This window comes from Criblamydia sequanensis CRIB-18 (assembly GCF_000750955.1).
GTDB lineage: Bacteria > Chlamydiota > Chlamydiia > Chlamydiales > Criblamydiaceae > Criblamydia > Criblamydia sequanensis.
In genome coordinates this window covers 1-26071 of record NZ_CCEJ010000015.1, presented here as the reverse complement: position 1 = coordinate 26071, position 26071 = coordinate 1, and the positions used below count along the sequence as shown (strand labels likewise).

29 protein-coding genes are annotated in these 26071 nt (G+C 37.9%); 14 read left to right on the top strand and 15 right to left on the bottom strand.

The window, feature by feature from the left end:
• Together cyoD and cyoE are read left to right on the top strand one after the other, a co-directional pair.
• Complete coding sequence (gene cyoD / locus CSEC_RS12270) at positions 1 to 333, top strand: cytochrome o ubiquinol oxidase subunit IV (protein ID WP_053332063.1); 333 nt, start codon at positions 1 to 3, stop codon at positions 331 to 333.
• Positions 330 to 1193, top strand: coding sequence for a heme o synthase (cyoE, locus tag CSEC_RS12265; RefSeq protein ID WP_041018782.1), 864 nt, complete (start codon positions 330 to 332; stop codon positions 1191 to 1193). Before cyoD ends, cyoE begins: the two co-directional genes overlap by 4 nt.
• An 8-nt stretch (positions 1194 to 1201) precedes the next feature.
• On the opposite strand, the gene CSEC_RS12260 is transcribed toward cyoE, so the two are convergent.
• The 5 genes from CSEC_RS12260 to CSEC_RS12240 all read right to left on the bottom strand — a co-directional run bounded on the left by CSEC_RS12260 (position 1202) and on the right by CSEC_RS12240 (position 5886).
• Positions 1202 to 2332 (bottom strand): Lpg1974 family pore-forming outer membrane protein, encoded by a 1131-nt coding sequence (locus CSEC_RS12260; RefSeq protein WP_154017712.1) that lies wholly within the window; start codon positions 2330 to 2332, stop codon positions 1202 to 1204.
• Positions 2333 to 2412: 80 nt separating this feature from the next.
• Complete coding sequence (locus CSEC_RS12255; protein ID WP_041018780.1) at positions 2413 to 3336, bottom strand: alpha/beta fold hydrolase; 924 nt, start codon at positions 3334 to 3336, stop codon at positions 2413 to 2415.
• Positions 3337 to 3755: 419 nt separating this feature from the next.
• Entirely contained in the window at positions 3756 to 4457 is a 702-nt protein-coding gene (locus CSEC_RS12250; protein WP_041018779.1) for a hypothetical protein, read from the bottom strand.
• A gap of 59 nt (positions 4458 to 4516) precedes the next feature.
• Positions 4517 to 5434, bottom strand: coding sequence for an alpha/beta hydrolase (locus CSEC_RS12245; protein WP_161780993.1), 918 nt, complete (start codon positions 5432 to 5434; stop codon positions 4517 to 4519).
• A gap of 56 nt (positions 5435 to 5490) precedes the next feature.
• Complete coding sequence (locus CSEC_RS12240; protein WP_041018778.1) at positions 5491 to 5886, bottom strand: hypothetical protein; 396 nt, start codon at positions 5884 to 5886, stop codon at positions 5491 to 5493.
• Positions 5887 to 5987: 101 nt separating this feature from the next.
• Here CSEC_RS12240 and CSEC_RS12235 point away from each other — a divergent pair, with 101 nt between their 5' ends.
• From CSEC_RS12235 to CSEC_RS12225, 3 genes are read left to right on the top strand one after another with little or no spacing between them, the layout of a single operon-like run.
• A complete protein-coding gene (locus tag CSEC_RS12235; protein WP_161780992.1) occupies positions 5988 to 7934 on the top strand; it encodes a DUF885 domain-containing protein in 1947 nt (648 codons plus the stop codon).
• Positions 7935 to 7959: 25 nt separating this feature from the next.
• On the top strand, positions 7960 to 8760 hold the full coding sequence (locus tag CSEC_RS12230; RefSeq protein WP_041018776.1) for an ATP-binding cassette domain-containing protein: 801 nt from the start codon (positions 7960 to 7962) through the stop codon (positions 8758 to 8760).
• A 19-nt stretch (positions 8761 to 8779) separates the two neighbouring features.
• Positions 8780 to 9538 carry an ABC transporter permease gene (locus CSEC_RS12225; RefSeq protein WP_041018801.1) on the top strand — a complete coding sequence of 253 codons (759 nt, stop codon included), beginning with the start codon at positions 8780 to 8782 and terminating at the stop codon, positions 9536 to 9538.
• On the opposite strand, the gene CSEC_RS12860 is transcribed toward CSEC_RS12225, so the two are convergent.
• Genes CSEC_RS12860 through CSEC_RS12210 form a run of 3 tightly spaced genes read right to left on the bottom strand, consistent with a single transcriptional unit; the run spans position 9535 to position 11709 of the window.
• Positions 9535 to 10542 carry a GNAT family N-acetyltransferase gene (locus CSEC_RS12860; RefSeq protein ID WP_053332061.1) on the bottom strand — a complete coding sequence of 336 codons (1008 nt, stop codon included), beginning with the start codon at positions 10540 to 10542 and terminating at the stop codon, positions 9535 to 9537. The genes CSEC_RS12225 and CSEC_RS12860 overlap by 4 nt on opposite strands.
• Before the next feature lie 41 nt (positions 10543 to 10583).
• Positions 10584 to 11357 carry an FkbM family methyltransferase gene (locus tag CSEC_RS12215; RefSeq protein ID WP_053332060.1) on the bottom strand — a complete coding sequence of 258 codons (774 nt, stop codon included), beginning with the start codon at positions 11355 to 11357 and terminating at the stop codon, positions 10584 to 10586.
• Entirely contained in the window at positions 11347 to 11709 is a 363-nt protein-coding gene (locus CSEC_RS12210; RefSeq protein ID WP_041018775.1) for a (2Fe-2S) ferredoxin domain-containing protein, read from the bottom strand. Before CSEC_RS12210 ends, CSEC_RS12215 begins: the two co-directional genes overlap by 11 nt.
• Before the next feature lie 158 nt (positions 11710 to 11867).
• Between CSEC_RS12210 and CSEC_RS12205 the strand changes: the two genes are divergently transcribed.
• On the top strand, positions 11868 to 13370 hold the full coding sequence (locus tag CSEC_RS12205; protein WP_237559249.1) for an ABC-F family ATP-binding cassette domain-containing protein: 1503 nt from the start codon (positions 11868 to 11870) through the stop codon (positions 13368 to 13370).
• Positions 13371 to 13372: 2 nt separating this feature from the next.
• Here the strand turns inward: CSEC_RS12205 and CSEC_RS12200 are convergent, their stop codons facing one another.
• Complete coding sequence (locus CSEC_RS12200; RefSeq protein ID WP_053332059.1) at positions 13373 to 13648, bottom strand: translation initiation factor; 276 nt, start codon at positions 13646 to 13648, stop codon at positions 13373 to 13375.
• Between the two features lie 13 nt (positions 13649 to 13661).
• Positions 13662 to 14363, bottom strand: coding sequence for a potassium channel family protein (locus CSEC_RS12855; RefSeq protein WP_053332058.1), 702 nt, complete (start codon positions 14361 to 14363; stop codon positions 13662 to 13664).
• A gap of 89 nt (positions 14364 to 14452) precedes the next feature.
• Here CSEC_RS12855 and CSEC_RS12190 point away from each other — a divergent pair, with 89 nt between their 5' ends.
• Positions 14453 to 15100 (top strand): rhomboid family intramembrane serine protease, encoded by a 648-nt coding sequence (locus CSEC_RS12190; protein ID WP_041018774.1) that lies wholly within the window; start codon positions 14453 to 14455, stop codon positions 15098 to 15100.
• Here CSEC_RS12190 and CSEC_RS12850 read toward each other — a convergent pair.
• On the bottom strand, positions 15097 to 15588 hold the full coding sequence (locus CSEC_RS12850; RefSeq protein ID WP_053332057.1) for a hypothetical protein: 492 nt from the start codon (positions 15586 to 15588) through the stop codon (positions 15097 to 15099). The genes CSEC_RS12190 and CSEC_RS12850 overlap by 4 nt on opposite strands.
• A 144-nt stretch (positions 15589 to 15732) precedes the next feature.
• Between CSEC_RS12850 and CSEC_RS12180 the strand changes: the two genes are divergently transcribed.
• From CSEC_RS12180 to CSEC_RS12165, 4 genes are all read left to right on the top strand, one after another.
• Positions 15733 to 17193: an Npt1/Npt2 family nucleotide transporter gene (locus CSEC_RS12180; protein ID WP_154017711.1), complete on the top strand. Its 1461-nt coding sequence runs from the start codon at positions 15733 to 15735 to the stop codon at positions 17191 to 17193.
• A gap of 29 nt (positions 17194 to 17222) precedes the next feature.
• Entirely contained in the window at positions 17223 to 17795 is a 573-nt protein-coding gene (locus tag CSEC_RS12175) for a methylated-DNA--[protein]-cysteine S-methyltransferase (RefSeq protein ID WP_053332056.1), read from the top strand.
• Positions 17796 to 17819: 24 nt separating this feature from the next.
• Positions 17820 to 18605, top strand: a complete 786-nt coding sequence (locus CSEC_RS12170) for a hypothetical protein (RefSeq protein ID WP_041018772.1) — start codon at positions 17820 to 17822, stop codon at positions 18603 to 18605.
• Between the two features lie 119 nt (positions 18606 to 18724).
• Positions 18725 to 19924 (top strand): hypothetical protein, encoded by a 1200-nt coding sequence (locus CSEC_RS12165; RefSeq protein ID WP_041018771.1) that lies wholly within the window; start codon positions 18725 to 18727, stop codon positions 19922 to 19924.
• A gap of 125 nt (positions 19925 to 20049) precedes the next feature.
• Here CSEC_RS12165 and CSEC_RS12160 read toward each other — a convergent pair whose 3' ends face one another.
• Positions 20050 to 20838: a methyltransferase domain-containing protein gene (locus tag CSEC_RS12160; protein ID WP_041018793.1), complete on the bottom strand. Its 789-nt coding sequence runs from the start codon at positions 20836 to 20838 to the stop codon at positions 20050 to 20052.
• A gap of 103 nt (positions 20839 to 20941) precedes the next feature.
• Here CSEC_RS12160 and CSEC_RS12155 point away from each other — a divergent pair, with 103 nt between their 5' ends.
• From CSEC_RS12155 to CSEC_RS12145, 3 genes are all read left to right on the top strand, one after another.
• On the top strand, positions 20942 to 21532 hold the full coding sequence (locus CSEC_RS12155; protein WP_041018770.1) for a DNA-3-methyladenine glycosylase I: 591 nt from the start codon (positions 20942 to 20944) through the stop codon (positions 21530 to 21532).
• Positions 21533 to 21669: 137 nt separating this feature from the next.
• Positions 21670 to 22137: a redoxin domain-containing protein gene (locus CSEC_RS12150; RefSeq protein ID WP_041018769.1), complete on the top strand. Its 468-nt coding sequence runs from the start codon at positions 21670 to 21672 to the stop codon at positions 22135 to 22137.
• A gap of 13 nt (positions 22138 to 22150) precedes the next feature.
• Positions 22151 to 22681, top strand: a complete 531-nt coding sequence (locus CSEC_RS12145) for a DsbA family protein (protein WP_041018768.1) — start codon at positions 22151 to 22153, stop codon at positions 22679 to 22681.
• 86 nt (positions 22682 to 22767) lie between these two features.
• Here CSEC_RS12145 and CSEC_RS12140 read toward each other — a convergent pair whose 3' ends face one another.
• The 3 genes from CSEC_RS12140 to CSEC_RS12130 form a co-directional block, all read right to left on the bottom strand.
• Positions 22768 to 24333 (bottom strand): Na+/H+ antiporter, encoded by a 1566-nt coding sequence (locus CSEC_RS12140; RefSeq protein ID WP_079978068.1) that lies wholly within the window; start codon positions 24331 to 24333, stop codon positions 22768 to 22770.
• Positions 24334 to 24393: 60 nt separating this feature from the next.
• Positions 24394 to 24786 carry a hypothetical protein gene (locus tag CSEC_RS12135; protein WP_041018766.1) on the bottom strand — a complete coding sequence of 131 codons (393 nt, stop codon included), beginning with the start codon at positions 24784 to 24786 and terminating at the stop codon, positions 24394 to 24396.
• Positions 24787 to 25060: 274 nt separating this feature from the next.
• The gene (locus CSEC_RS12130; protein WP_041018765.1) at positions 25061 to 25804 is read right to left on the bottom strand and encodes a sulfotransferase domain-containing protein; all 744 of its coding nucleotides are present in this window, start codon (positions 25802 to 25804) and stop codon (positions 25061 to 25063) included.
• Between the last annotated feature and the right edge of the window lie 267 nt (positions 25805 to 26071).

Below are 26071 nucleotides of genomic sequence, written 5' to 3'. Positions count from 1 at the left end.
TTGGAAAACGAGAAAACAATCAAAATTGAAAAAGAGGGGTCGTTAGTTAGCTATAGTATCGGCTTTATTCTCTCTCTTATTTTAACCTTTATTTCATTTTTTTTGGCCTTTAAAAATATTTTAAAAGGTGAATTCCTTTTTTTAGGCCTTTCAATTTTAGCCATCCTCCAAGCTTCTATCCAGTTATTTTTTTTCTTGCATGTGGGAAAGGAGAAAGCTCCTTATTGGAAGGCGCTCGTTTTTCTTTTTATGCTTTCAGTGACCTGTATAGTCGTTATCGGATCCCTTTGGATTATGTATAGTCTCGACTATAGAATGATGGAGCCCAAATGATTAAAACTTATTCCATGTTAACAAAACCCGGGATTATTTTTGGAAATGTCGTTACTACCCTTGGCGGTTTTGCTTTAGCATCCAAAGGCGACATTGATTTTTTTAAGCTTTTGACAACTCTTTTAGGTCTCTCTTTTATCATTGCATCAGCCGGTGTCTTTAATAATTATTTGGATAGGGAGGCCGATGCAAAAATGGAAAGGACTAAAAACCGCCCTTTGGCAACTGGCCTTATCCCAAATCCTAGCGCTTTAGCTTTTGGTTTATGGCTTCTTTTAATCGGCATTGTCATTCTTGGAATTTATACAAATGCTCTAACTTTGGGGCTCTCTCTTCTTGGCTTTTTTATTTACCTCGTTCTTTATGCTTTTATGAAGTATCGCTCTTTTTATGGAACGTTAGTTGGAAGCGTTGCCGGAGCCATTCCCCCACTTGTCGGCTACACCTCTATTAGCAATCAGATTGATATGGGTGGTATTTTTATCTTTCTATTGGTGGCGGTGTGGCAAATGCCGCATTTTTTTGCGATTTCAATCTATCGGCTGGAGGATTATAAAGCCGCTGACATCCCGGTATTGCCTTTACAGAAAGGGCTTGAGAAAACAAAAATTCAAATGTTTTTTTACATTATAGCCTTTGTTTTTGTATCCCTTATGCTAACAGTAAGCGGCTACACAGGCTATACCTATGCGTCCCTTGCCCTATTTCTTGGAGCTCTCTGGCTATGGCTTTGTTTTCAGGGATTTAGTACCGAGGAATCAAAAGACAAGCGATGGGCAAAAAAAATGTTTATTTGCTCGCTTGTTGTGATTTTTACTTTATCTCTTGCTATCCCTTTTGATGTTAGAGCTGCCTCATAATTCCGATTTTAGAAGCAAAACCCAACGTTAAATCTAATATAGGGTCCGGCCAGTGCAAAATTGCTGGTACTTCGATGAAAGGCTCTCGCATTAACTGCCACCGTATCTGAGATTGGAGGTGCTGTAACCGATTCACTTGTGACTTCCATCGATTGTATGGCGTTAATGTAAACTCGCACATCATAACCTGCTTCCAAATCTATCATATAATTGCAGAAGCGAAAAAGATAAGCGAAACCAAGGTTTGTTTTAAGTGCCGCAACCACATTCGTCCTATCATGAATGCTTAAGGATTGTTTATTTGGAGGATCTATCTCAAGAGGCGGAAGCGCCGGTGTCACAGAATAGAAATTAACATGGTTTCTCGCATTTCCCGCAAGAAGCGATAAAGCCCCTCCGCCAACTAATCTAAAGCCATAAAAAAATCGGGTTGTGAAATCAACCCCTATTTGAGGGCCGATTCCGACAAAGGAATTTTGCTGTTTAAATTGACGGGTTACGGTTTCATCCAAATTTGAAAAATAGGTATTTAAGTTCTGCTTAATATAAACGGTATCAAGCCCCAAAAACAAATGGGTGAAAAAGCAGTCGCAAGCGTTAAAATAAAACCCTCTATTAACTGAGAGAGCATCATAATGAAAAAATGCTCTTCCTTCGGCTCTTGTATAAATAAAAGCATCCGGACCCACATCGAAAATAGGGCCAATAACTTCACCTGTATTAGCTCTTTTTGAATCCTCATCATTCGAATAAAAATGGGCAAAATTGATATGGGTGGCCTGGCAAGTTTTATAGCAGAGCATTCCAAATCCAAGTTCAAAACCAAAATCATACCCCGGGTCGACATCCCTTATTTTCCAGTCCGGAGAAAAAGTCGGAACAGGAATTATTTCAGCGGCATAATGGTTATTGCTGCAGGAAGGTTGTAAATAGAGAGCTTTAAACTCAAGACTATAGCTGCATGAAGGTCTTGGAATTGGAATTTCTTGGGTGACGCAATCGTAGGCTTCTACAAAATTGTCATCATCAACGAAAGTCTCATAATCGCTTGGACTCGCGTAGGGAGCCTCGTTATCGTAAGGATCAAAATAATAGTTTTCCGATTGAAGATAGCCTGCACTAAAAAGCGCGAGACTCATAAAAAATAATTTTGTTTTCCAAAGGCGCATTTTAAGACTTTCGTTAAGGTTCATGTGAAAAAAACACTATAAAACCAAAGCTATTTATTCAATTGATTTTCGCTTTTTTGTTTATGAGCCTCGGTAAAAGCAAAAAGAAGCTCTGAAAAATTAATATAGTCTTGGGAAATAAAATAATGGCCCGCAAAAGGAAAATAAGCTGCCCAGGCATAAGGGATTTGAGAAGCTACAATCCTCACGTTTTCTATTGGGTCAATTCTATCTGCTAGACCCCCTGTTACTAAGGTCGGGCGGTTAATCTTGGCAAGCTCATCAAAAATTTCATTATTTTGATCCCAATTTTCCATCGCTTGTTTTTGTCTTTCAACGGTTCTCGGAGGTATTTCAAAATCATTAGGGCTTTCACCATCCATTACGGCCACTTTTAAGCGTTTATTAAGCTCGCTTGCTGCAAGTTTGCCTTCTTCGCTATCCGGAAAAAGAAGAGATAAAATCTCTTCTTTTGATTCGGCCTTTGTTAATCTTTTAAAATCATCCGTGGTTCTCTTAGCTATATGCGAGCCCCCTGGATTTGGGGAAGATAGAATGAGGGTATCTACAGATTCAGGGTACTTCATAGCAATGGCCATAGCGATTCGAGAGCCCATTGACCAACCGAGAATATGCGCTTTGGAATATCCTAAGGATTTGATTAGTTGAACCGTGTCATCTGCCATTTGAGAGATAGACGTATGATTTTCAACCGAGTCGCTTGAAAGACCGGCTCCTCTATTGTCAAATAAGATGAGGGTATATTTTTTTTCGAGTGTCTCTAAAAGCGCCGGGTCCCACTCCCCCATTGTCCCTTTAAAGCCCATAATCATGATAAGAGGCTCGCCCGTGCCTCTTGTATAATAAGCAAGCTCAATGCCTGAAATTTTCTCCCTCTTGACTTCTACCGATCTCTCGCAAGAACAAAATAAAATAAAAAGACCAATAAAGCATAAGAGGGGTTTATAAGGCATAAAGTTCCTTTTTGAGGTTTGGAACTTCTATATCTTTTCTTGGGATAAAGAAACCATATTTATTTTAAAAATTTAAATAGAATTGTTCAGAAACTCGCTTTGATTCTAAGAATGGGCTGGTTTTATGCAAATTTTTTGATAAATTTGGAAAGCATAAGACAACCTATGCATGAAAAATTTAGGAAAAAGATGCAAAAAACAGCTATTTTAATAAGAAATGGAGTTTCGAAAGAAATCTAATGGCTTTTCTTTTCTACAAACAATTCAATGGTCATTTTTATAAGAAGCTCGGCATTAAGAAATAGCTTCTCTATAAAAGGGTACGCTCCCAAAAAATGTAAGTAAGGTTGTCGGTTTTTAGATGGAATAGCTAATACAAAATTCAAGCTATGCAGGATATGCATAGCTTGAGAGAAGTTTTAAACGCTATCTTCGCTATTGATAATCGCTAAATCGCAAGCTGTGATAGTTGTGTCAAGTTGAGAAAGTACGGAGTCAATTTCCGGCATCTCTTCGCCTAAGTCCTCGGGAATTTGTCCCTCAGGAAGATTTTCTAATTTATTCATCTCAACTTCTGAAATAAATTCTTCTCTAGCTTCTCGATAATATTCAAGGCTATCTTTGAGTTCTTGAAGAAAAAGCCCTTTTTCAAGTCCTTCGGGATTTTCAGTTTTAATGCTTGGTGTTGTTTTTTCACGATCCATCACCTCCGCATACTCGGCAATCATATCCTGAGCTTCTCTTAAAGTTTCGTCGGCAAGAACCGGGTACTCTTCGCCCACTGCGAGCATGGTCTCTTGCATTTCGTGTCTTAATTGATAGAGCTTCTCATCAATTTTTTCCAACTCATCAAGAGCTTTTTTATAGGATCCTGATTTCTCTTTTAATTCCTGTACATTTTCCCTATAGGAATCAATTTCCGTAATATCTATATAAATATTTTTAAATAGATTATCGCAAAACGTTAAATAATCAATTGTCGCAAATAGATCTTTCTCGCTTAATTCTTCTTTTGCGGATTGTAAATCTTCTAAAGTTTCTGACCATTCGCTTTGAATGATGTCAAACTCGCTTTTGATATCATCTAATTCTTCACTGTTTTGAAAAGAAGGATCGGGCATTTAAGACTCCATAGTTCGATCATTGCGGCAATTAGCATTAGAATCTAATGCAAAGAGGGTTACTCGTCAATAAACATTCCGATTTGTTTTAGGACTTGCCATTTTTCATCCAAATCAAGAGGCAAGGTAAAAAACCCATGAATCATCCCCCTATAGCATAGTTCAAGAGAGGGGACCTTCGCCTCTTCAAGTTTCTCAGCATAAATTCTGCCCTCATCTCTGAGAGGGTCAAATTCTGCGGTCACAACCAACGCCTTCGGCAACCCTTTGAAATCTGTCGCATGAAGAGGCGCCAAATAGGGATCTTTCCTTGATAGAAAATCTTTACAATATTTTGAATAAAACCATCGGCAATGATCGGTAGTTAAATTATACCCTTTGGCATTCTCCTCATGAGAGACGGTATTAAAACTCGTATCCATCATGGGGCATAAGAGGATTTGCCCTTTTAAATGGGGTCCGTTTCTATCTCTTGCCATTAAAGCAATAGCTGCAGCCAAGGTGGCGCCGGCGCTTGAACCCCCGATAAAAACCCGATCGCTTTGAATCCTTCTTCTTGGAAGATCTTTAAAAACGGCAAGAAGCGTTTGATAAATGGTATCAATGGCAATAGGGTACGGGTTTTCCGGCGCTAAAGGATACTCAATTGAAATCACACTACATTTTGAATAGTGAGCGATTTCCCGGCAAAAAATATCGATCGTTTCCAAATCTCCGAATACGAATCCTCCGCCGTGGAGGAAAATGAGCAAAGGTTCATTGTTTCTTAAAAAATTAGTATAGGTTCTTACAGCCACCTTTTTGCCTTCAGCTAAAAGGACATGTTCATCTTTGATCTGAAGATTAAAGCGCGGGGCTTTTTGATTAACGAGCTTTTGGTTTTCTCGAAAATTTCTTCTAAACTCGGGCAGGTTTATCGAATCATAGCTCTGTATTGATTGAGAGCCTCTTAAATAGTTTTCAATTAAAGGAGACAAAGCGGCCTCCCCTTTTAAATGTAAAGTACAAAAACAGACAGCTATCCATAAGAGTTTCATTTTTCTTGATCTAAAAGTCTTTTATTATGACGTGCAGCTTCCCAATTGATGTGATCTATTAAACATTCAATAGCACCGCAACATCTTTCTTGATTTGGTTTTAAGTCGGAGAACTTTATTTTAAAATCGCCTTTATCGCTTTTCTCTTTTTGCAAATGGGGATAAGGGCCTTCATATTTCCAAGACGAGCCATTATAAAGAATGTCTAGCATAATAGAGGGGTTTAAGTCAGATGAGCCAAGCACAATAATTTCGCGGCTGGATTTCTCAAAGCTAAGCATAAGCCCTTTTCTAACGGTTTGTTTTTCAAGCGCATCCCTCATAATATTAATTGTCAGAAGACCCAATAATCCGACCTCTTTTTGTACACCTAATGGATCACTCGAATACATATTAGCTCTTAATTTTATCTTTAATAATTCTGTTGCAGAGAATACCCATAGCTCTTAAAAAAAACAAAAACAAAATGATTTTAGAAAAAATGGAGCTCATTATGCTAGCTTTAAGCCATGAAGCAGGATTTAAAACCGTAACTGCAATTTCAGAGCGCCGGCATGAAGAAAGTGCGAAGGAAGAAACAAAAAGCCCTAAAGAAATCCTTCACTTAGAAGCGTTGATCCTTTTTTCCCATAATAAGAAAGATGAAGCTTTAAAATTACTTTCAAAAGAATCTTTAGATTATACGCCCGCCTGGATGCAAGAAAGGCCCGATAACATTCAAGATTTTTTTGATAAGATGACAATCGCCCTTCTTTCCAGCAAACCCCAAAAATTAGCTTTTCTTGGACTTTTTGATTCGCTAGGAATTAAAGACGCTAACCAATTCTTAGATGAAATTTCAAAAGCCGGCATAGAAAAAGACTTAGCTATTAAAAAGCAGCTTCTAGAAGTTTTAAAAACCTATGAAACACATAAATTAAGCGAAAATGAGCTTATTTCCTATAAAATATTTCTTTGGTTTTTAGAAAATGAAGCAGCCTCTGAAAAATTCTGTTTTCATCCCTTTAGAATTAATCAATTGAATGGAACTCTTCAAAACCTAATGGAAGCCTTTACAGAGTTCCATAAGCTTGAGGTTTTGGAAGATTTTGAAAATTATCTAATAAAACTAAAAGCACTCCCACATCAAGTTCAAGAGGCTATGGATTTAATGAGCTACCAAAAAACTTTAAGGATCATACCTCCGACAATGGTCCTTATAAAATCTGCGAATATCGCTATTGAAATGGCTTCTCCTGTGGAGGAAAACATTTTTTATAAAACATTTGCGGAGGCTTTAAAAAGAGGAAAATTTCAAGATTCTTCAACTTGGATTGCTAAATTAGAAGCCATTCTTAAGGAAAAAGTGATTCCTATTTTTGAAGAGCTTAAATCGCATTGTCTTGATCTTGTCAAGGATTCTGATTGGAATTCTGGGGCCTCTTCTCTTCCTGATGGAAAAGAGTATTACGCCTCGAGGTTACGCTTTCATACCACGACTTCCCATTCAGCTGAGGAAATTCATGCCTTGGGAGAATCCGAGGTTGTAAAAATTCATAAGGAGCTAAGAGAACTTTTAGCTGAAGAAGGCTTTTCTGATGAGAATAAAAGCGTATGCGAGCTTTTGCAGCTTTTTGGCAAGCAAAAGAATTTTTATTTTTCGAATGATTCTGTCGGCCGGGAAAAATGTTTGCAAAAATTTCAAGCCATTTTAGACAGATCAAGGGTCTTTTTTGAAGACTATTTTGATAAAAAACCTTCTTATCCTCTTGAAATTAGGCCTGTCCCAAAGGAAAAAGAAGAAGGAGCCCCGGGAGCTTATTACTACCAACCAAGTCTTGATGGAACAAGACTTGGCTCTTTTTTTGCAAATTTGCGGAACATGAAAGAAATGCCAACTTATCTTATGCCCACCCTCACCATTCACGAAGGAGAGCCCGGACATCATTTTCAACTCGCTCTTCAAAGTGAAATAAATCTTCCTCTATTTCGAAAAATAGGAGAGTATACCGGCTATGTAGAAGGCTGGGCTCTTTACACTGAAAAGCTTGCTTATGAGGAAGGTTTTTTTGAAATCAATGCCGATAAGATTGGCCATCTTACAGATGAGCTTTTAAGAGCTGCAAGACTTGTTGTGGATACCGGCATCCATCATTACAAATGGACTCGAGATAAAGCTATCGACTACTTAAGTTTTGCAACAGGTTATGAACTAAGTGCCAGTGTGACAGAAGTGGATAGATATTTTGTCCTTCCAGGTCAAGCTTGCGCGTACAAAATAGGTCAATTAAAAATCATGGAACTTCGAGAGAAAGCTAAAAAAGAGCTGGGAAGCCATTTTGACATTCGCGAATTCCATAATGCAGTTTTAGAATTGGGAGCTGCTCCCCTAGAGATCCTTGAAGAAGTGATCCATGACTACATTTCTAAAATAAAAAAAAGAAAACTTTCACTTGTCTAAAATTAACATAAAGTGTTTTTAAACTATGCCCAGTCCATATTCCATAGAAGTTGATCGTTTAAGCCATGCTTATCAGATGAAAATGGCGGTGGATCAAATTTCTTTTAAAGTAAAAACCGGTTCTATTTTTGGGCTTCTTGGTCCCAATGGAGCCGGAAAAAGCACCACCATTAAAATGCTGACAACTTTATTGCCTGCAACCTCAGGAACCGCTTCTATTGTAGGCTATGATATTGTAAAAGAGCCTGCAAAAGTTCGGGAAAATATTGGTTATGTGCCGCAGCTTCTTTCAGCTGATGGAGAATTAACCGCTTATGAAAATCTTTCTCTCTCGGCTAAACTATATGGAATTTCAAGAGAAACGAGAATTAAACGGATTAGGGAAGTTCTTGAGTTTATGGGTCTTGCTGAAGTTTCAAATGACCTTGTAAAAAGCTTTTCAGGGGGTATGATAAGAAGGCTTGAGATAGCTTCAAGCTTATTGCATGAACCAAGAGTTCTATTCCTCGATGAGCCGACAGTAGGACTTGATCCTGCCGCAAGAAAGCTTCTTTGGAGGCATATTCAAGAATGGCGCACCCAATTTCAAACCACCATTTTAATGACCACTCATGATATGGATGAAGCCGATAATCAGTGTGATATTGTAGCTTTCATGTATCAAGGACATATTGTCGCTATGGACAGCCCGCAAAAATTGAAGACAAGCCTTGGACCCAAATCAACGCTTGACGATGTTTTTATTTTACATACGGGGTCCTCCATAAAAGAATCCGGAGATTATGCCAATGTCAAACAAACCCGAAACACCATTTCACACTTATAAAAAGATTTTTTTGAAAAGGATGGAGCAAATTGGAGCCATCGTTGAAGCGGACATTCGAAAATTAAGCCATGATCCTTTTGAGCTTTTGACCCGAATGATTCAACCGGCTATCTGGCTTCTTATATTCGGCCAGGCAATGGCTAAAACAAAAGCTGTACCCACAGGATCCCTCTCTTACTTAGACTACATCGCGCCGGGTATTTTAGCGCAAAGCATTCTCTTTATCGCGATTTTTTATGGCATTGCCCTTATTTGGGAAAGAGACATGGGGATCTTGCATAAGATTTTAGTCACACCTGCCCCTAGAAGTATTTTAGTGATAGGAAGAGCTCTTGCTGCAGGAATTAGGGGGCTCTCGCAAATTTTTATTATTTACGTCATATCCTTATTTCTTGGCATCCATATACGCTTTGATCTTACTGCCCTTCTTGGGGTGGTTGTAACCGTAATGCTTGGAGGAGCCATTTTTTCAACATTTTCTTTGATCATCGCAGCTATTGTAAAAAAAAGAGAGCGCTTTATGGGGATTGGCCAGGTTCTGACAATGCCTTTATTTTTTGCAAGCAACGCCCTTTACCCGATTGAGATGATGCCTGATTGGCTTAAAACCTTATCCAAAATCAATCCTTTAACTTATCAAGTGAATGCCTTAAGAAATTTTATGATAACCGGCAGCTCGACCGTCTATGAACTTGCCAATGACTTTGCAGTCTGCATTTTGGCGTTTTTAATTCTCGTTGTGATAGCAACTAAAATCTATCCGAAAATCCTTTATTAGAGTTTTTTGGCATAATATTTTTTTAGATCATTCAATTCATCAAATCCAAGGGACCTATAAAACTGATGGGCGGGCTTCCTATGCATACCGCTTGTGAGCTCTAAATAGGAGCATCCCTTGGACTTAGCATACTCTTCCGCAACTTTTATAAGCGCCTCCCCTAATTTTAACCTCCGATGGGCTTCATCAATTACAAGTGAAAGGATCCGAGCGCTCCTTCCTCTTCTGTGAAAGCTTTCTGTGACGGCAAGGGATAAAACTCCAACTACCTTCCCGGATCTTTCAATCACCCAAGCTTTTAAATGAGGCAAACTGCTATAAGCCTTAATATTATCTTCCATTGAGCCAGCATCGATCGGATAGCCCAATTGGCCTATAAGGGACACTAAAGGAACAAGATCACCTAAACCAATTTCACGAATGCCATTAGAAAGCTCAAAAAAATGACCTTCTTTTCGATTATCCCAATCCTCTTTGGAAAGGGCTGTCAGCACATGATCTTCCCATCTTTCATTAATTTTTAAATAGTTTTTGGCAAAGCCTTCTATTCTAAAACCAAGACGATTAAGAAGACTTGCGCTCCTCAAATTACCCGGCATGTAATTCGCCATAATACGATGCAAACCGATGTCCTCTAGAATAAAAGGGATCAACTTTTTCAAGGCCTCATACATGACCCCTTTCCCTTCTTCCTTCAGATCGATTTTATACCCTAAATAGCAGGCTTGAAAGGAGGCTCTAAATATTTGCGTAAAGTTGCAAAGACCAATAAGTTTGTCGTATTCATTTTTTCGGAATATTAAAAAACGAAGTGATTTGCCCTCTTCTTGCTCTTTTTTCCAATTTCTTAGAAGAGTTTCATAGTCTTCACTCTTGGTATGGGTGATCGTTTCCCACTTCGATAAATGGGCTTTATTTCTCTCATCAAAGGCATGGAGGCATTCCTCATCGTTTGAAAGGGGCGTTCTTAAAAGCAAATGATCAGAAAAGATTTCAAAATCCATATAGAACTCATTTATTTAAGGGAAAACGGTTGAAAAAGCCTTTATAGCTTTTTTAAAGGAACTTCGAACATTTTTTCCTTGGGGATGCAAAAAATATTTGTTTCCTTATAAGCCCCATGCAGGCTGTTATTTGGATTATTTTTAAAATTATTCGGATTAAAGCCCGGGGCTAAATGTTCATAAACATCATAGTCAAAAGATTGGATCTTTTCAATAACACCTTTAGAATATTTCTCAATATGATTTTCTACATAGAGAAGAGGCCTTAGCTTTTCGATAGTCTTTTTCCCGCCCTCTAAAACCCTGGTTTCATACCCCTCTACATCAATTTTTATTAGATCAACTTTTTTTAAATTCAAATGATCGATTGGGACTTCTTCAACCGAGTTAAAAAAATTAAGCCCTTCTTCTCTTTTTTCAACACTGACACCCCCGAAATTACCGGGGGTTAGATAATTGACAGGGACAAGCTTAACACGCCCCATAACATCTCCTAAGGCCATTTGACAGGCGAAAACATTTAACACATTGTTTATTGCAATATTTGCAAGAAGCAATTGGAAAATCAGACGCTGCGGCTCAAAAGCGATCACGACTCCATTTTCCCCAACAGCGTCAGCAAAGAAAAGGGTGTGCGTTCCTATATTGGCTCCAATATCAAGACAGCTCGCTCCTTTTGGAATAAATTTTTTTAAAAAATCTAATTCCGATTGATACCATTCGCCATAGAGCTCTAAACTCTTTCCTATGATGGTGTCATTTTTATTATACAGCATCTTCCCGTACCGAGTCTCGGTTAGGCGGTTAACTTCCATGGTCTTCCTTTTTTGCAATCACGTATTCAAGAACCGGTTTTCCACCGATTAAATGTTCTTGTATGATCCTCTCTAAGACTTCTTTAGTACAGGACCGATACCATACCCCCTCAGGATAGACAACAGCGATAGGACCGTCACGGCAGATTCTAAGGCAATTGACTTTGGATCTAAAAATCCCCCCTCTATCCTCCAAGTTCAACTCTTTTAACCTTCTCTTCAAATAGTCCCAGGCCTCGAGCCCTGCTTCTTTTTCGCAGCATTTAGGCTTGGTTTGGTCGCAGCATAAAAAAATATGCCTTTTAATCACATCAATCCCAAGGTTTTCAATTTTTTTTTCCAAGGAAGACATAGGGGCTCTCACTATAATTGTTAATGAGCGGTGAAGGATTTTGACCGCAGTTTATTCTAAATTACTAACATGGCCTTTTTTATACCATTTTTTACTTTCCCGGAGATTTTCAATCTGATATAATAGCCTTTTTTTAAATTTATATTTTGAGATTTTTTATGATTCAGGTAGGCGGTCTCGCTCTCTCCTATCACGGAGAAGATTTATTTAAAGATGCGTGTTTCAGCATTCAACCGGGGGAAAGATGTTCACTTGTTGGACGAAACGGCGCCGGAAAATCCTCTCTTTTTAGACTATTAACCGGAAAAGAAACCCCGGATAAGGGAACCATTGCGAAACGAAAAAACTATGAAATAGGGATGCTTGACCAGCATATTGTTTTTTCCAAGCAAACCCTAATTGACGAAGCGGCCCTTGGGCTTAGACCCGATGAACAGGACTGCATTTATAAAGCCGAAAGCATTCTTTTTGGCCTTGGATTTAAAGAAGCCGATTTAGAAAGAGATCCAAGAGATTTTTCAGGCGGCTATCAGCTTAGGCTCCATCTTGCAAAAGTATTGATCAGCGAACCTGATTGCTTGCTTTTAGATGAACCGACAAACTATCTTGACATCGTCTCAATACGATGGTTTACCAAATTCTTAAGCGAATGGCGCGGCGAATTTATCCTAATTTCCCACGATCGGGAGTTTCTGGATACCGTTTCTACCCATACCCTTGGGATTCATAGACAAAAAGTCAGCAAGGTAAAAGGCGGAACGATCCCCTTCTTTGAGCAAATCATGCAGCAAGAAGAAATTCATGAAAAAACAAGGGTCAACCTTGAGAAGAAAAGAGATCACCTGCAAGGGTTTATCGACCGTTTTGGCGCGAAAGCCTCAAAGGCCACTCAAGCGCAATCCAAGCAAAAGATGTTAAGCCGAATTCCTGTAATGGAAAGTTTAAAGAATTTATATCAGCTTGATTTTCAATTTAATGAAGCCGCTTTTCCCGGGAAAAAGATGCTTGAGGCCAAAAATCTTTCTTTTTCTTATGACAAAAAAGCCGAAACTCCTTTGATTCAAAAGTTCTCCCTTCTGGTTGAGAAAAATGAAAGGATCGCCATCATCGGAAAAAATGGCCGGGGCAAATCGACAATTCTTAAGCTCTTAGCGGGTGAACTGGAAGCCGATAGCGGAACTTTCGATAGGAGCGATAATCTCTCCATCGGTTATTTCGGACAAACCAACATCGATCGCTTGCACCCTAAGCATACTATCGAAGAAGAAATCGCAGCAGCCAATCCGAAACTTAGTTTGACGCAAGTAAAAGGCATTTGCGGCCTTATGATGTTTAGCGGGGATAAGTCTTGCAAAACCAATTCTGTTTTATCAGGAGGCGAAAAAAGCCGCGTCCTTTTAGGGAAAATTCTTGCAACCCCAAGCAACTTGCTTCTTCTTGATGAACCGACCCACCACTTGGATATGGAATCGATTGAAGCCTTAATTGATGCGATCGAAGATTTTGATGGCGCTGTCATTATGGTATCGCATAGCGAATTGATTTTAAAAAGAATGGCTCTTGATAAAATCATAGTCTGCCATGAAGGCCGCCAAGAGCTTTTTTTGGGAACCTATGAGGAATTCTTGAGTAAGAAAGGCTGGGGCGAAGAAGAATATTAATACTAGGAGGCCTTGATTCCAAGCTCCTTTAAAAGTTTAAGGACTTCATTAACCTTATCGCCTTGGATTTCGATCGTCTCTTCTTTAAGCGCGCCGCCGCTCCCAAGCTTCTTTTTTAGAAGTGAAGCGAGATCCAAGAGTTCTTTTTCCGGCTTGTTCAAATTTAAAATTACTGTCAAAATGCTTTTTCCTCTTTTGACAAGCCGGACTTTAACAGGTTTAATATTTTCAGAAGCAGGTTTACTTGGCACCCAAGAGCCATCTATTGTAAAGGGCATAACGATTCTTTAATTATAACTGATTTGGATTTTCAATGACTTTTTTAACCGCTAACGAAGAAAACTCCGACACAAGCGATGAAATCAAAATAACCATATAAAGCTGCCCTACAACCCCTTCTAAAATAGCTAAACTTCGCGCAGCTGAGCTGACAGGAACAACGTCTCCATACCCTAGAGTTACAAGGGTTACAAAGCTAAAATAGCTTAAAACAAACTCATTTGGATTGTGATCGATCGCAAAGGAATTGGGGTCAAGGATATGAATCATATTATAAAGATGGCCCCAAATTAAACCAATCAGTAAATAAATGGCGACGGCTGCTGCAATGCGGTATTGTAAAAGGGTATCCCCTCTTAGAAATCGTCTAAACATTAAAATCCCAAATACGAAAAGAGTGCCGACCGCAAAAATATTTTCGAAAAAGGAAAGGGCTATATTTGATACGTCATACTGATGCCAAGCCCTTGAAAAAACAGCTAAAACGCTAATCAAAACTGTAATTAAACGATAGAGCCTATTGGATGAAATAGCAAAAACACCTGTAATCAGCACAATCAAAAAGATCGATTGAATAAGAACTTGCGAGACGATTTTTTCAATGATAAGCCAAGGGGCTAAAAAAATTGCAAAAGACAGAAGAGCTAGAAGCAAATAGGGCCCTCTTCCGGTAGACCAAAGATCCGTAAGGCTTTCTTTACAACTTTTAACCATTTTTTAGTCCTTGTAAAAAAATTAAAAGGAATTTTATATGTTTTTATTCTACCTATGCCCCATAAAAGGTCAACCTTAAGATTTAAAGAATGATTCCACTTGGAGACGACAACTCGCTTAGGAAATCAACACCGATTGTTACCTACGCTTTAATTATCATCAACATCCTCGTTTTCTTTTTGGAAATGAAGGGAGGCGAGCCTTTTATTTTAAAATGGGCTTTTACACCTAATCGCTTTATAGAAAATCCCTATTCAAATTTTTCAACGATCTTTACTGCCATGTTCATGCATGCCGGACTTGGACATTTAGTCGGGAACATGCTTTACCTATGGATTTTTGGCGATAATGTTGAAGATCATTTTGGAAAACTGAAGTATTTGATTTTTTACCTCGTTTCCGGAATGGCGGCAACTTTCGCTCAATTAATGATTGACCCGAAATCCAGCATCCCGAATCTAGGCGCCTCAGGAGCTATTGCAGGGGTTTTAGGGGCCTATATCTTACTTTTCCCTAAGGGTAAGGTAAATGTTATGATCGGCTATTCAGCGGTACAGCTCTCGGCTTTAATGGTCATTGGATTTTGGTTTCTTTTGCAATTTATGGGCGGATTTGGAGCTATAGCCTCAACCCAGGAAGGAGAAGGGGGGGTGGCTTACATGGCGCATATCGGAGGATTTATTGCAGGCCTAGCCGTCGCTTTCCTCTTTAGAGCTCTTGCAAGAAAAAGGCCTTAATCCTTTTCTAAAAGCTTTAAAATTTCTTTTCGAATAAACCCGCTAAAAGGTTTTATGAAAAACCAATAACGTTTAAATTTTTTTTTGGACTCTTTGTCTAAACATAAAATTCTAGTTTCGGTAGAAACTAAGGTCTCATTTCCGATCGGTTTAAAAGAAAAATTCCATGCCATTTTGGCAAACGAGCCCTCATTAAATTTTTCAAATTGTTCTTTTGTGACCTTTTGCAGGTCTCCTCTTAACTTCCATGGACGCCCGATAAGCCCAAAAACGATTTCGTTCGGGCTTTCTTCGCAAAGCAAAACAAAGCTCTCTTTTGGATTTGTTTTAGTATTTAGCCCCCTTAGCCAAAATAGAATCGATAGACTTTTAGATCTTGATAAATCTATTTTAGACAATCGTTCATACAAAAGGGATGCCGGAGCTGAAATCTTCCTTTCATGGACTTCTGAAAAATCAAAGTTCGGTAAAAATTCATCAATTTTCATCCTTCCCTTCTTGACAAAAAATTAGTAAAAACCCTAAGCTTTCCCCCACATTCTTTGTAAAAGTTTTCTTTTTCAAAGAATCAAATCAGTTTCAAATCTTTAACGGGTTTTTTCTTTTTGCAGAAAACTGCAAAAAAAAAAGCCATGATAAATTTAAAAACATTTCTCCCTGACCTATCGACAACTTCTGCAAAAAAACGCCTTCTCACGCTGCTGCAATTTTTTCTTATTATCTTTGTTTATCATACATTAAAAGATTTGAAAGATTCCCTTGTCATTACAGGAAGCGATGCCGGAGCCGAGGTCATCCCCTTCATTAAAATTTGGGGCATGCTTCCCTTAGCGTTTATAGCCAGCTACTTTTTTTCTAAACTATACAATAAATTCGGCCGTGAAAAGACTTTTTATTTTTTCACTTTCTCCCTTCTTAGCCTATACCTTGTTTTTGCCTGTTTTCTTTATCCGATAAGGGAAACTCTTTTTTTAAATAATCTCTATACTTTTCTCACAAGAGTTTTACCAACAGGCGCTAAAGGCTTTATTGCCATGATCACAAATTGGCATTACACCCTTTTTTACCTCGCGGCGGAACTCTGGTCTCTTCTTATTTTATCGATTCTTTTCTGGGGGTATGTCAATGAAAACACCTCTTTAAAAGAAGCAAAAAAGTTCTACCCTCTTTGCATGTTCGTTGGAAATTTTGCAGGGATCCTATCCGGTCAAACGTCCCACTATCTATGCCACACGCTCACCCATATTTATTCCTGGGAAGAAACACTTAAAATTATGATTCTTATGGTCTCTTTTTGCGGGCTTATAATTATGGGAATAAACAGAACCCTTTATTCCAAGGCCGAAAATTTAAAGCAAGATTCGCAAAATAAGCTTAAGCAAGCGCATTCTTTTAAAGATAACTTGCTTGCCATCTTTCAATCCAAACCCCTTTTTTACATTGCAAGTTTAGTCGTTGGCTTTGGTTTAACAAGTAATCTCATTGAAGTTGTTTGGAAAGAGAGTATTAGAAGCCTTCACCCTTCTCCACAGGCTTATAATGCGTATATCAATCAACTCACTTCCTATATCGGCTTTTTTGCGGTCTGCATGGCTTTTTTATCGAGATTTATCTTTAACCGCTTCTCTTGGTCTAAAGTCGCTTTAATTACGCCTGTTACTTTGCTTATGACAAGCTTTATCTTTTTCAGCTCTCTTATGATGCCTGGAGACTATCTTAACGCCTTTTCAAGTTTTTTAGGGATGAGCCCGATTTTACTTATTGTAACCTTAGGATCTATGCACTATGTCCTCGGATTAACTGCTAAATACACTCTTTTTGACACAAGCAAAGAGATGGCTTTTCTCTCTATTGAATCTGAAGAGCGGCTTCGTGCCAAATCTGTGATTGATAGCATTGGCTCGAGGTTTGGAAAATCAGGGGCTTCTTGTCTTTATCAATTGCTTTTACTAACTTCAGGAGCTGCTTCCTCCCACATTTCTATAATTGGAATCTCCTCTATCCTTGTGATCGGCTTCTCTATTTTTGCGACTAAAAAACTTGGGGCTCATTTATCCCGAACAAATGAGTATCAAGCAAGCTTAAGCTCTTAATCTAAAAATTTATTACTTCGGAAGAAATTATGTTTATAGAAGATAAAAAACTTTTCGATGAAATCGTTGGAAAAAACAAGTTAAAAAACCCCTCAAGAAACCTTACAGGGGCTCTTATTGACACCAAAATAGGACCGCTTTTAGCCATTGGCGATGATCAGTTTCTATATTTTTTGGATTTCATCAACAGGAAAGAAATTGAAAAAAAAGTATTTATCTTTCAAATGAAAAATAATTTTGCGGTTTCTTACGGGGTAAATAAAGCTATCGATTCCATAGAAAAAGAACTCTCTCTTTATTTTCAGGGGCGATTGAAAGATTTTAAAACGCCTCTTTGTCCAAGCGGCACTGACTTTCAAAAAATGGTTTGGAAGGAATTAAGTAAAATTCCTTATGGAACCACCCTCTCCTACGCTGAACTTGCCGTATCCCTTAATAAGCCAAACGCCTTTAGAGCTTGTGCTAATGCAAATGGAGTCAATCAAATAGCCATTGTCATACCGTGCCATAGGGTTATTCAATCAAATGGAGGCTTAGGCGGCTATTCAAGCGGGATCTCAAAAAAGAAATGGCTTCTTGAACTAGAAAAAAATTATTCTTAATACTTAATAAAAATTGGAACTTATATGATCAGATTGTTATTTATTTTCTTTTCTTTCATTCTATTCTCTTCGTTACACGCAGAAAAAAGTTTTCAAAGCGGAAAAAATTGGATCAACGAGATTCATCGGGATTATAAACTTGGAAAGTATGAGCTTTTCTTGAAAGAACTTCACGAAGCTTATTTAAACAACCCCCAGGTGCTTGATACTAAAATCGTCCAAAATTTGTTCCGGGAAATCGCAAAAAACGAGAAAAATAAGCCAACGATTGATCTTATCCATGAACTAAAAAAAGGTCGGGACTACTCTCTTTTACAAGTTGCAAATGCCAATAAAAATGAATTTATTTCTACCCTTATTTTTGAAATGAAAGAATTTGAAGAGGCCAATAACGGCAATCATTTTAAGGATTTGCTTTCTTTATACCTCATTAAAACTGACGGCGAAGATCTCGAAATTGCAAAACAGTTTTTAAATAAGCTCTCCCTGATTTCAAGAGCTTTTGCACACCATGAAAAAATGAAGACCGTAAATCAGTTTATCGATATTACCGATGAAAAGAAATACCAGGTGGTTCAAGCCTTTGACTTACTCTATAAAGTCCCCAATCTTCCTCTTCCGGAGGAGATGAAGGCCACCCTTAAAAAATGCTTTTCAGATTTTATCAAGAATCAAGTGATCTCGCATAATTTTGATTACTTAAAAGGGCTTGCTGAGGGAACTTTTAAGCCAAGAAATGAACCTGAAAATGAAGTATCAAAAATCATACAACTTTATCTGATGAACCAAACAAAGCTTAAAAAGAGCTAAATTATCTATACTTTAACTCGGTCATATAATTACATAAATTATAATAATATTGTATAATTGTATAAAAAAGCGTTAATTAACATTTCATATCTTATCAACGAAAGGTAAGAGGGGGGAAAATGAATCCTATTGATAAATTTCCTATTAACCCGATACCCCTAAAAATTGAAGCTTCAAAAACAGAGGATCAAGAGCGAGTTGAAAAAATCGTTGAGAAGTTGAAAAAATTTCGCTATGCGCCAGAAAAAATTGAAGAGTTTTTAAAGACTCCCTCTTTTTTAAAAAACATCAAGGGTGTTGAAAAAGCGAATTCAGCTTTTGAACTTCCCCATTACCTAATTTCTGAGGCTCTTCAAACTTCATTCGGTTTAGAGGCTTCCCAATCTGAAAGTATCTCATTTGAGATTCTAGGCGAAAGAAGATGGAAAGATTTTCTCCCTCTTTTAGATTATATTTCAAAACTAAAAGATCCGATCGAACTTGAGCAACTCCGATATTTTTTAGAAGTTCCCGATTATAAAACTCTATCCGACGAAGACTTTCTTTACCTTTTAGAAACAGGAAAAGAAAGAGTTAGAGATGAAAACTTATGGCAAATCTACGTTTTACGCGTAAAGGATTTTGCGTCGACCTATAATTATGATACTGACCAAAAAAATTATGGACTCATTCTTGACCATGCCACGCAAATCGGCGCCAAGGCCCTATCGGATAAAAAACTTAGTTTAAGCCAATTATTGAATTTTTTTGCATTAGAGAGGCAGTTTGCCTCCAAGGTATCCGGAAAGGGCGACTGGCGCATGTTTGGCCAGAAAAGAACAGACTCCTATTACTTCGTAAGCACGCCATGTACGCATAGTTATAGCTCTCTTCCGGAAAGGCTTATAAAGCAATTGGATAGCTTTAACGATTTTGCAACGTTTGAAGGAGAGATAAAAGGAAAACCCATTAGGCTCTCAACCCTTGGAAAGAGTCTTGGGGGCGATAAATTCGAAATTACTCATACCCCCCCTGAAAATATTAGTGCGATCATGGATCATATTTCCGACCTTTTTAACGAAGCTTTGATAGAAACGGAAGAAGCACTCATTTTTAAAAAACTGGGAGCCATTTTTTGGTGGTTCTGTCAAGCAAAGCCTTATTATAGGGGAGATCCAAGCATTGCCGAAATGTTGATTCGCTCTTGCCTTGTTTCAAAAGGACTTCCAAACCTTCCTTGGAAAGAAGGGATTATACCTTGGCTTGAAGCGCAAGCAGAACTTAAAGTCGAAAATTATTCAGAAAATTTTATCAATCTTTTTCAGTTTCCTGAAGCTTGAGGCTGTATCAAGGACTAAAGAAGCCCATCTTAAGCCTTGTAAAGCGGATGTAAGATAGTGAACCCTGAATTACCCAAACGATATAAAAAGGTTATATCAAAGCCTTATTAATTTAGAGAAAGAACTTAAAGCTCGCCCCAAATTAAAATGCGCTTAAAAGGCAAAAAGAAAGGCTTTTTTTCACCGAAATAATCTTTGATCTTGGTGATATAGCGATTTAAAAAAAGTTCGAATTTATCTTTAGGTAGTTCGCTTTCATAATAAGTTAGAAGTGTGCCCCTTACCCATTGGATCACGCTATCTGTTGATTCCAGTAAATGAGAGTAAACTTGAATTCTTACGTCCTGTTTTTTAAAACCGGATCTGAATAATAGATCGGAATATACCTCTAAAGGTAAAACCGAGGGCTCTTTTTCCTTATCCAAATAAGGGCTGAATGAAGGTTCAAGGGCTAATTCCTTAGCTAGTCGATGAGTTGGGAAGTCAAAATTATCCGGCATTTGAATCGCCACTTGCCCTTTTTCTTCAAGCATCCCGGGAAAACTTTCGAAAAGCTCAATATGATTTGGAACCCATTGAAGAGCCGCATTTGAAAAAATCAAATCAAATTTTTGATTCGGTTTAAAAGCCTCGATTTTTTCTAATTGGAAATGCAGGCTCGGTGTTTTTTTGGCGTAGGAATTCTTTAGCATCGCAAGAGAAGAATCAATTCCAAGTGTTTTTTTTGACGATAAGTGGTCATGGAGCATTCTTGTCAACCCGCCATCGCCGCAGCCTAGATCTAAAACGCTCATATCGGGTTTGGGGTGGATCATCTTAATCAAGTCAAAAAAGGGCTGGTTTCTTTCTTTTTCAAACTTTTTATACTGCTCAGGATTCCAACAATCCGTTGGATTTGGAACATCATTTTTCATACAATTATTTTTTCCGGTTAAAGTAAATTTTTTTACAATAGCACAGAATTTAAGGAAAAGTTTATTCTTCTTTAACAAAATAAAAAGCCGGCCAGATGGGCGCATGAAAAAAAATAAAGATTTTCAAAGATGTTCTTGGGTTCAACCCGAAGATGAACTTTCCACTTCCTACCATGATTGCGAATGGGGCGTCCCCGTTCACGACGAAAAAAAACATTTTGAATTTTTAATTCTTGAAGGTGCCCAAGCCGGACTTAGCTGGAATACCATTCTTAGAAGGCGGGAAAATTATCGAAAAGCCTTTGCAGGCTTTGACCCTAAAAAAGTCGCTAAGTTCGATAGTCAGAAAGTCTCAGAGCTTCTAAACAATGAGGGCATCATTCGTAATAAGCTTAAAATTGAAGCCGCTATTATTAACGCCAAATGCTTTCTCGAAGTTCAAAAAGAATTCGGCTCTTTTGATAACTACATATGGCAATTTGTTAAAGGAAAGCCTATTCAAAATTGTTTTGAATCAAGTAAATCGCTTCCCGCGGAAACAGAACTCTCTAAAGCTTTGAGTAAAGACTTAAAGAAAAGAGGTTTTAAGTTTGTTGGACCGACCATCATGTATGCCCATATGCAAGCGATAGGCCTTGTTAATGATCATAGTACGGATTGTTTTCGCTATAGCCAGGTCGCTAAGCTAAAATAAAAATTAGAAAATCCTTAACATGCTAATTATCTATACTTTATATTTTCATTTGATGTAAATAAACAATAAAATTACTTTGAAGTTAATTTCAGTTCACTTCTAGAAAAAGTTATTTTAATTCATCAAACGGCAAAATAATGAATAAATTACTTCCGAAAGGCGCTAAAGCACCGGAATTTAAGCTCTTTGTCACACCGGATCAAACTATTGCTCTTTCTGAACTTCTTGGCAAGCCCGTGATTTTAGCTTTCTATCCTGCCGACTGGAGCCCTGTCTGTAGCGATCAAATGGCGCTTTACAATGAAATATTGCCAGAATTTAGAAAATATAAAGCAGAGCTGCTAGGCCTTTCTGTAGATGGCAATTGGTGCCACGCCGCCTTTTCTCAAAATCGAAATCTTCATTTTCCTCTGCTCTCTGATTTTGAACCCAAGGGCGCTGTCGCAGAAAAATATGGCGCTTATAGGAAAGAAAGCGGCATTTGTGAAAGAGCCTTATATGTTATCGACAAAAACGGGATTGTCTTCTGGAGTTATCTCTCCCCTATGGGTGAAAATCCCGGAGCTGATGGAATTCTAGAAGCCTTAGAACAACTTCCTAAATAGGAGGTCTAAAAAAGTGTCTACTTTAAAAGTTCCGGTCACTAAAGCCGATCATATTTTGGGAAACGATAAAGCTTCCATCACTTTAGTCGAATATGGGGATTTTCAATGCCCCCATTGCGAAAGAGCCCATGTTGTTATGCAGCAAATTCTTAAGCACTTCGGCAACCAACTTCGTTATGTTTTCCGTAATTTTCCTTTAACTGAAATCCACCCTTTTGCTGAAAAAGCGGCTGAAACAGCAGAATTTGCGGCTCAATTTAACCGCTATTGGCAAATGCATAATCTTCTTTTTGATAATCAAAATCTATTTAGCGATTCTTTGTTTGAAGAGCTTGCCGTCGCTTTAAAGCTGCCTAGCAATGAATTAAATGAAGCGCTTGCTAAAAAAACTTTCGAGTCTAAGATCAAAAGTGATTTTCTTGGAGGGGTGAAAAGCGGCGTCAACGGCACTCCCACTTTTTTTATCAATGAACACCGCTATAACGGTTCCTTTGAGTTTGAGGATCTAGCGTCAGCAATTGACGCCATGCTTTTGAACCCGTGAACTAAAAAAACTCGCAAGGAACATAAAACTTGCATCTTGCGTTCTAAAAATAGATTTACGTGTTGAGATTTGGTCCCCATAAGGAGTTAAAGAATAGCTCTTGCTATAGAAGATTCTTCGAGATCAATTTCTCCTTCAAGTAGGTTGAATAGCTCATCATTAATTTCATTTTTTTCCCACATTTCAATTAAGTGCTTTCTTTTTCTGGAAATTATCTTAAGCCTTGCTGATTCAATAGGGTGTTTTAATTTATCTTGCCTAGAAGAAATTTCAAGCATTTGGTGGCGAAGCTTGAAATAGGTAAGAAGAAAAAGATAATCTTCTTCTTCTATTAGCTTTGATTGACGAAGGTTTTCAATTTCGCTTTGAGCGGTACGAATGAGTTTTTTTCTGGGGATGGTCGCATCCTTAATTTCCTCTGTTTCTTCAACATGCAGGCTTTTTAAAAGCAAAGGCAAAGAAAGCCCGGCAATCAGCATCGTATAGACGATAATAAGAAAGGTTAGAAAAATAACAACATCTCGACCCGGCAGATCAGTCCCATCCGGCAAATAAAACGGCAGCGCTAAAGCGGCAGCAAGAGAGACAATTCCCCTCATACCACACCAGCTGATAATTGCCGCATCCCCAAAGTTTGTTTGGCAAAACTGGCTGACAATATTTCGGCTCATGCAAATGGCACGGTTTCTTGCATAAACCCAAATAAAACGTATCAACATCATGGCAGCGGTAATAAGAAAGGCATAAAAAGAATAGAGAAACGCTTTAGAAAATGTAAGCCTTTCAACAATTCCTTGAAGCTGCAAGCCAATAAGAATAAAAATAAAACAGTTTAAGATGATAATAAAAACATCCCAAGTCACCCAAGCAATAATTCTCGTTATTGACATAAAGTGGGTGATCAAAAGCCTTGAGCCAATAAGTCCATTGATCACAACCGCCAATACACCTGAGACTTCAAAAAAATCGGCCGCACTGTAGGCAATGTAGGGGATTGCAAAAGAAAAAACTACTGCTAAGATAGGGCTAAAGAATTTACTCGAAAATAAATTTAAAAGATAACCTGAAAGAATACCTATGGCAATACCTCCAATTGCCATTTGGACAAATTCAAAGCTTGCTTCAGTGACAGAGAAAGAGCCTGCAAGAAGCGCGATAACAGCAAGTTTATATAAAACAAGGCCTGTCGCATCATTAATAAGACTTTCCCCTTCAAGTATAGTGAGAAGGCGGCTATTGATAGAAAACCGCTTTAAGATGGCGGTTGCGGCTACCGCATCCGGCGGCGATACAATTGCTCCGAAGGCAAACGCTAAAGCCCAGGGGTATTCCGGAAAAAGCCCTTTAAATATAAGGCCTACAATAAAAGTTGTAGCAAGAACAAGTCCTAAAGCGAGCCAAAGAATATCATAAATGTTCTTAAGAAATTCTTTGTTTGAGATGCTATAGGCAGCATAAAAAAGAATAGGAGGCAAGACGATGATTAGAATCAAATTGGGGTTAAAGTGAATTTCCTTTAAACCGGGAATAAACCCTAATGCCGCACCCCCTAATACTAAAGTTATTGGATAGGGAATGCGCCATTTTAAACCAATACCAACTAAAATAATTGCAATACTCATTAAAATAACGAATATTGGCCATCCATTCATAGAACCACTCAAAAAAAAATGTACTTTGACTCGCTAAAAAGAAAATAAGCTTTTATAACCCTATATCATAAGCGCTTTTTCCGAAGTATCTTCTTTAACAGATACTCTAATGACAAGCTTTGCCTTCGCCACACTTCTTATTTCCTTTATTCTTGCTTTATTAGTTTCATTTTTTTCGAGCACTTCAAATTCCGAACCCGGACCTGTTTTGTAGACAAAATATCTCTTAGTTTGTCCTTCTTCATCAGTCCATGTGCTTGATTTGTGATAAGTCCCTTGCTTTACCCTTGCCAAATGAGTCCTCACAAGATCTAAAGTGTTATTAAGATCAGGCATGGTTTTAAAGATCACATCTATGACGTATTTGTTATCCGAAACTTCCTCGACTGCACCATCTGAGTTTCCCTGTGTGCCACATTGAGTGGGTGCTAGGGTAACGTCAACGCTATGCATAATCGCCTCCAATTTATATGTTATTTTTTGTTCTTAAGTTTATCTTATTTTCTGATGAAAAATCGAATTAAAAATTTTAGCTTCTTCAGTTATAGCGTTTTATCGATTATATATTCCTATGATTTAAGAATATCTCTTTATAAATCATAAAAGCTGAAAGCATGATAAACAGGAAATAATATTAAAAGAAGTAAATGTAAAAAAAAATAAAAGCATTTAAGTATGGAAATCTAAAGTTGCTTTTTTGATTGCCATTTTAAACTGTTACTTTTCTCTAAAATTCTTCTTTTAAAAGAAGTGGTATCTCATATTGATATTTTTTCATGTAATGGTCCAATTGGCTTTCCAACCAAATAAGCTCATCTTCGGTATAATGAGAGATGTGTTTTAAAATCTCTCCTTGAGGAGGGTATGTTTTTACAGCTCTTATAACATCCCTGTCATGGGTTTTATAGCCTATTTCACTTAATGCAGTTTTCAAAACGAAAAAAGGATCGCGATGCAAGTCCTCATACCGGATAGTAAAAACATTTTCTTGGGCCTCCCAATACTCTTCGACTAAGTTCAAAAGATAGACAAATTCCCCCAAGCACTGATGTAATGATGTTTGGTTATTTACAGTCTCTTGCAAATACTTGTGAAATGAATAAAACGTGTCAACGGGATGTCTTACGATTCTTATCGTTTTGGTATAAGGCAATTCATCAAAACAATTGGGCGGAAAACAAGGGCAATGGGTTTTGACTACCACGATCTCCCCTTCCTTTGGATACTCCCGATTGCCTTCATAGCCTTTATCAGCACAATACCCGCCCCATGGAAAGACCCTATCCATGTGGGGGGGTAACGTTTGGTCTTGATACACTGAGCTTGTAGCAATTCCTGTAGCCTCTTCGATTAGATACCTCATCCAGTGGTTGCCGCATCTTGGAAAGCTCGCTAAGTAAACCCTATTATCCCATGAATAGTCTTCTGCCTTTAATGAAAACAAACTCAAAAGAAAGAAAATATATACCATTCTCAACGCATCACCTTTTTTTATTATATATATACATCTATAAAAATCATTATTTCAATAGGTTGTTCTGGAAACCACTTTTTTAATAAATTTCAAATAAGCCATAATTTTAACTTTCAATTATTAAAATCATTATTCTTAAAAATGGCTTTGGAAGATAGATAGAAATTAGGGGGGGGGGGGTAAAATGACTTTAAACCACCTGCTTTGAATGCGATTAAAGATTTCAGTGGGTTTAGAAAAGAAAACTTACGTTTAAATTTCTCT

Bases quoted from the DNA above. Each gene is read 5' to 3' on its own strand.
- CSEC_RS12155 (WP_041018770.1), top strand. From the start codon at position 20,942: ATGAAAAAAAATAAAGATTTTCAAAGATGTTCTTGGGTTCAACCCGAA.
- CSEC_RS12215 (WP_053332060.1), bottom strand. From the start codon at position 11,357: ATGGAAGTTAACCGCCTAACCGAGACTCGGTACGGGAAGATGCTGTAT.
- CSEC_RS12150 (WP_041018769.1), top strand. From the start codon at position 21,670: ATGAATAAATTACTTCCGAAAGGCGCTAAAGCACCGGAATTTAAGCTC.
- CSEC_RS12160 (WP_041018793.1), bottom strand. From the start codon at position 20,838: ATGAAAAATGATGTTCCAAATCCAACGGATTGTTGGAATCCTGAGCAG.
- CSEC_RS12225 (WP_041018801.1), top strand. From the start codon at position 8,780: ATGGAGCAAATTGGAGCCATCGTTGAAGCGGACATTCGAAAATTAAGC.
- CSEC_RS12860 (WP_053332061.1), bottom strand. From the start codon at position 10,542: ATGGATTTTGAAATCTTTTCTGATCATTTGCTTTTAAGAACGCCCCTT.
- CSEC_RS12130 (WP_041018765.1), bottom strand. From the start codon at position 25,804: ATGGTATATATTTTCTTTCTTTTGAGTTTGTTTTCATTAAAGGCAGAA.
- CSEC_RS12205 (WP_237559249.1), top strand. From the start codon at position 11,868: ATGATTCAGGTAGGCGGTCTCGCTCTCTCCTATCACGGAGAAGATTTA.
- CSEC_RS12235 (WP_161780992.1), top strand. From the start codon at position 5,988: ATGCTAGCTTTAAGCCATGAAGCAGGATTTAAAACCGTAACTGCAATT.
- cyoE (WP_041018782.1), top strand. From the start codon at position 330: ATGATTAAAACTTATTCCATGTTAACAAAACCCGGGATTATTTTTGGA.
- CSEC_RS12855 (WP_053332058.1), bottom strand. From the start codon at position 14,363: ATGGTTAAAAGTTGTAAAGAAAGCCTTACGGATCTTTGGTCTACCGGA.
- CSEC_RS12165 (WP_041018771.1), top strand. From the start codon at position 18,725: ATGAATCCTATTGATAAATTTCCTATTAACCCGATACCCCTAAAAATT.
- CSEC_RS12135 (WP_041018766.1), bottom strand. From the start codon at position 24,786: ATGCATAGCGTTGACGTTACCCTAGCACCCACTCAATGTGGCACACAG.
- CSEC_RS12200 (WP_053332059.1), bottom strand. From the start codon at position 13,648: ATGCCCTTTACAATAGATGGCTCTTGGGTGCCAAGTAAACCTGCTTCT.
- CSEC_RS12850 (WP_053332057.1), bottom strand. From the start codon at position 15,588: ATGAAAATTGATGAATTTTTACCGAACTTTGATTTTTCAGAAGTCCAT.
- CSEC_RS12210 (WP_041018775.1), bottom strand. From the start codon at position 11,709: ATGTCTTCCTTGGAAAAAAAAATTGAAAACCTTGGGATTGATGTGATT.
- CSEC_RS12255 (WP_041018780.1), bottom strand. From the start codon at position 3,336: ATGCCTTATAAACCCCTCTTATGCTTTATTGGTCTTTTTATTTTATTT.
- CSEC_RS12180 (WP_154017711.1), top strand. From the start codon at position 15,733: ATGATAAATTTAAAAACATTTCTCCCTGACCTATCGACAACTTCTGCA.
- CSEC_RS12260 (WP_154017712.1), bottom strand. From the start codon at position 2,332: ATGAGTCTCGCGCTTTTTAGTGCAGGCTATCTTCAATCGGAAAACTAT.
- CSEC_RS12190 (WP_041018774.1), top strand. From the start codon at position 14,453: ATGATTCCACTTGGAGACGACAACTCGCTTAGGAAATCAACACCGATT.
- CSEC_RS12250 (WP_041018779.1), bottom strand. From the start codon at position 4,457: ATGCCCGATCCTTCTTTTCAAAACAGTGAAGAATTAGATGATATCAAA.
- CSEC_RS12170 (WP_041018772.1), top strand. From the start codon at position 17,820: ATGATCAGATTGTTATTTATTTTCTTTTCTTTCATTCTATTCTCTTCG.
- CSEC_RS12240 (WP_041018778.1), bottom strand. From the start codon at position 5,886: ATGTATTCGAGTGATCCATTAGGTGTACAAAAAGAGGTCGGATTATTG.
- CSEC_RS12230 (WP_041018776.1), top strand. From the start codon at position 7,960: ATGCCCAGTCCATATTCCATAGAAGTTGATCGTTTAAGCCATGCTTAT.
- CSEC_RS12175 (WP_053332056.1), top strand. From the start codon at position 17,223: ATGTTTATAGAAGATAAAAAACTTTTCGATGAAATCGTTGGAAAAAAC.
- CSEC_RS12140 (WP_079978068.1), bottom strand. From the start codon at position 24,333: ATGAATGGATGGCCAATATTCGTTATTTTAATGAGTATTGCAATTATT.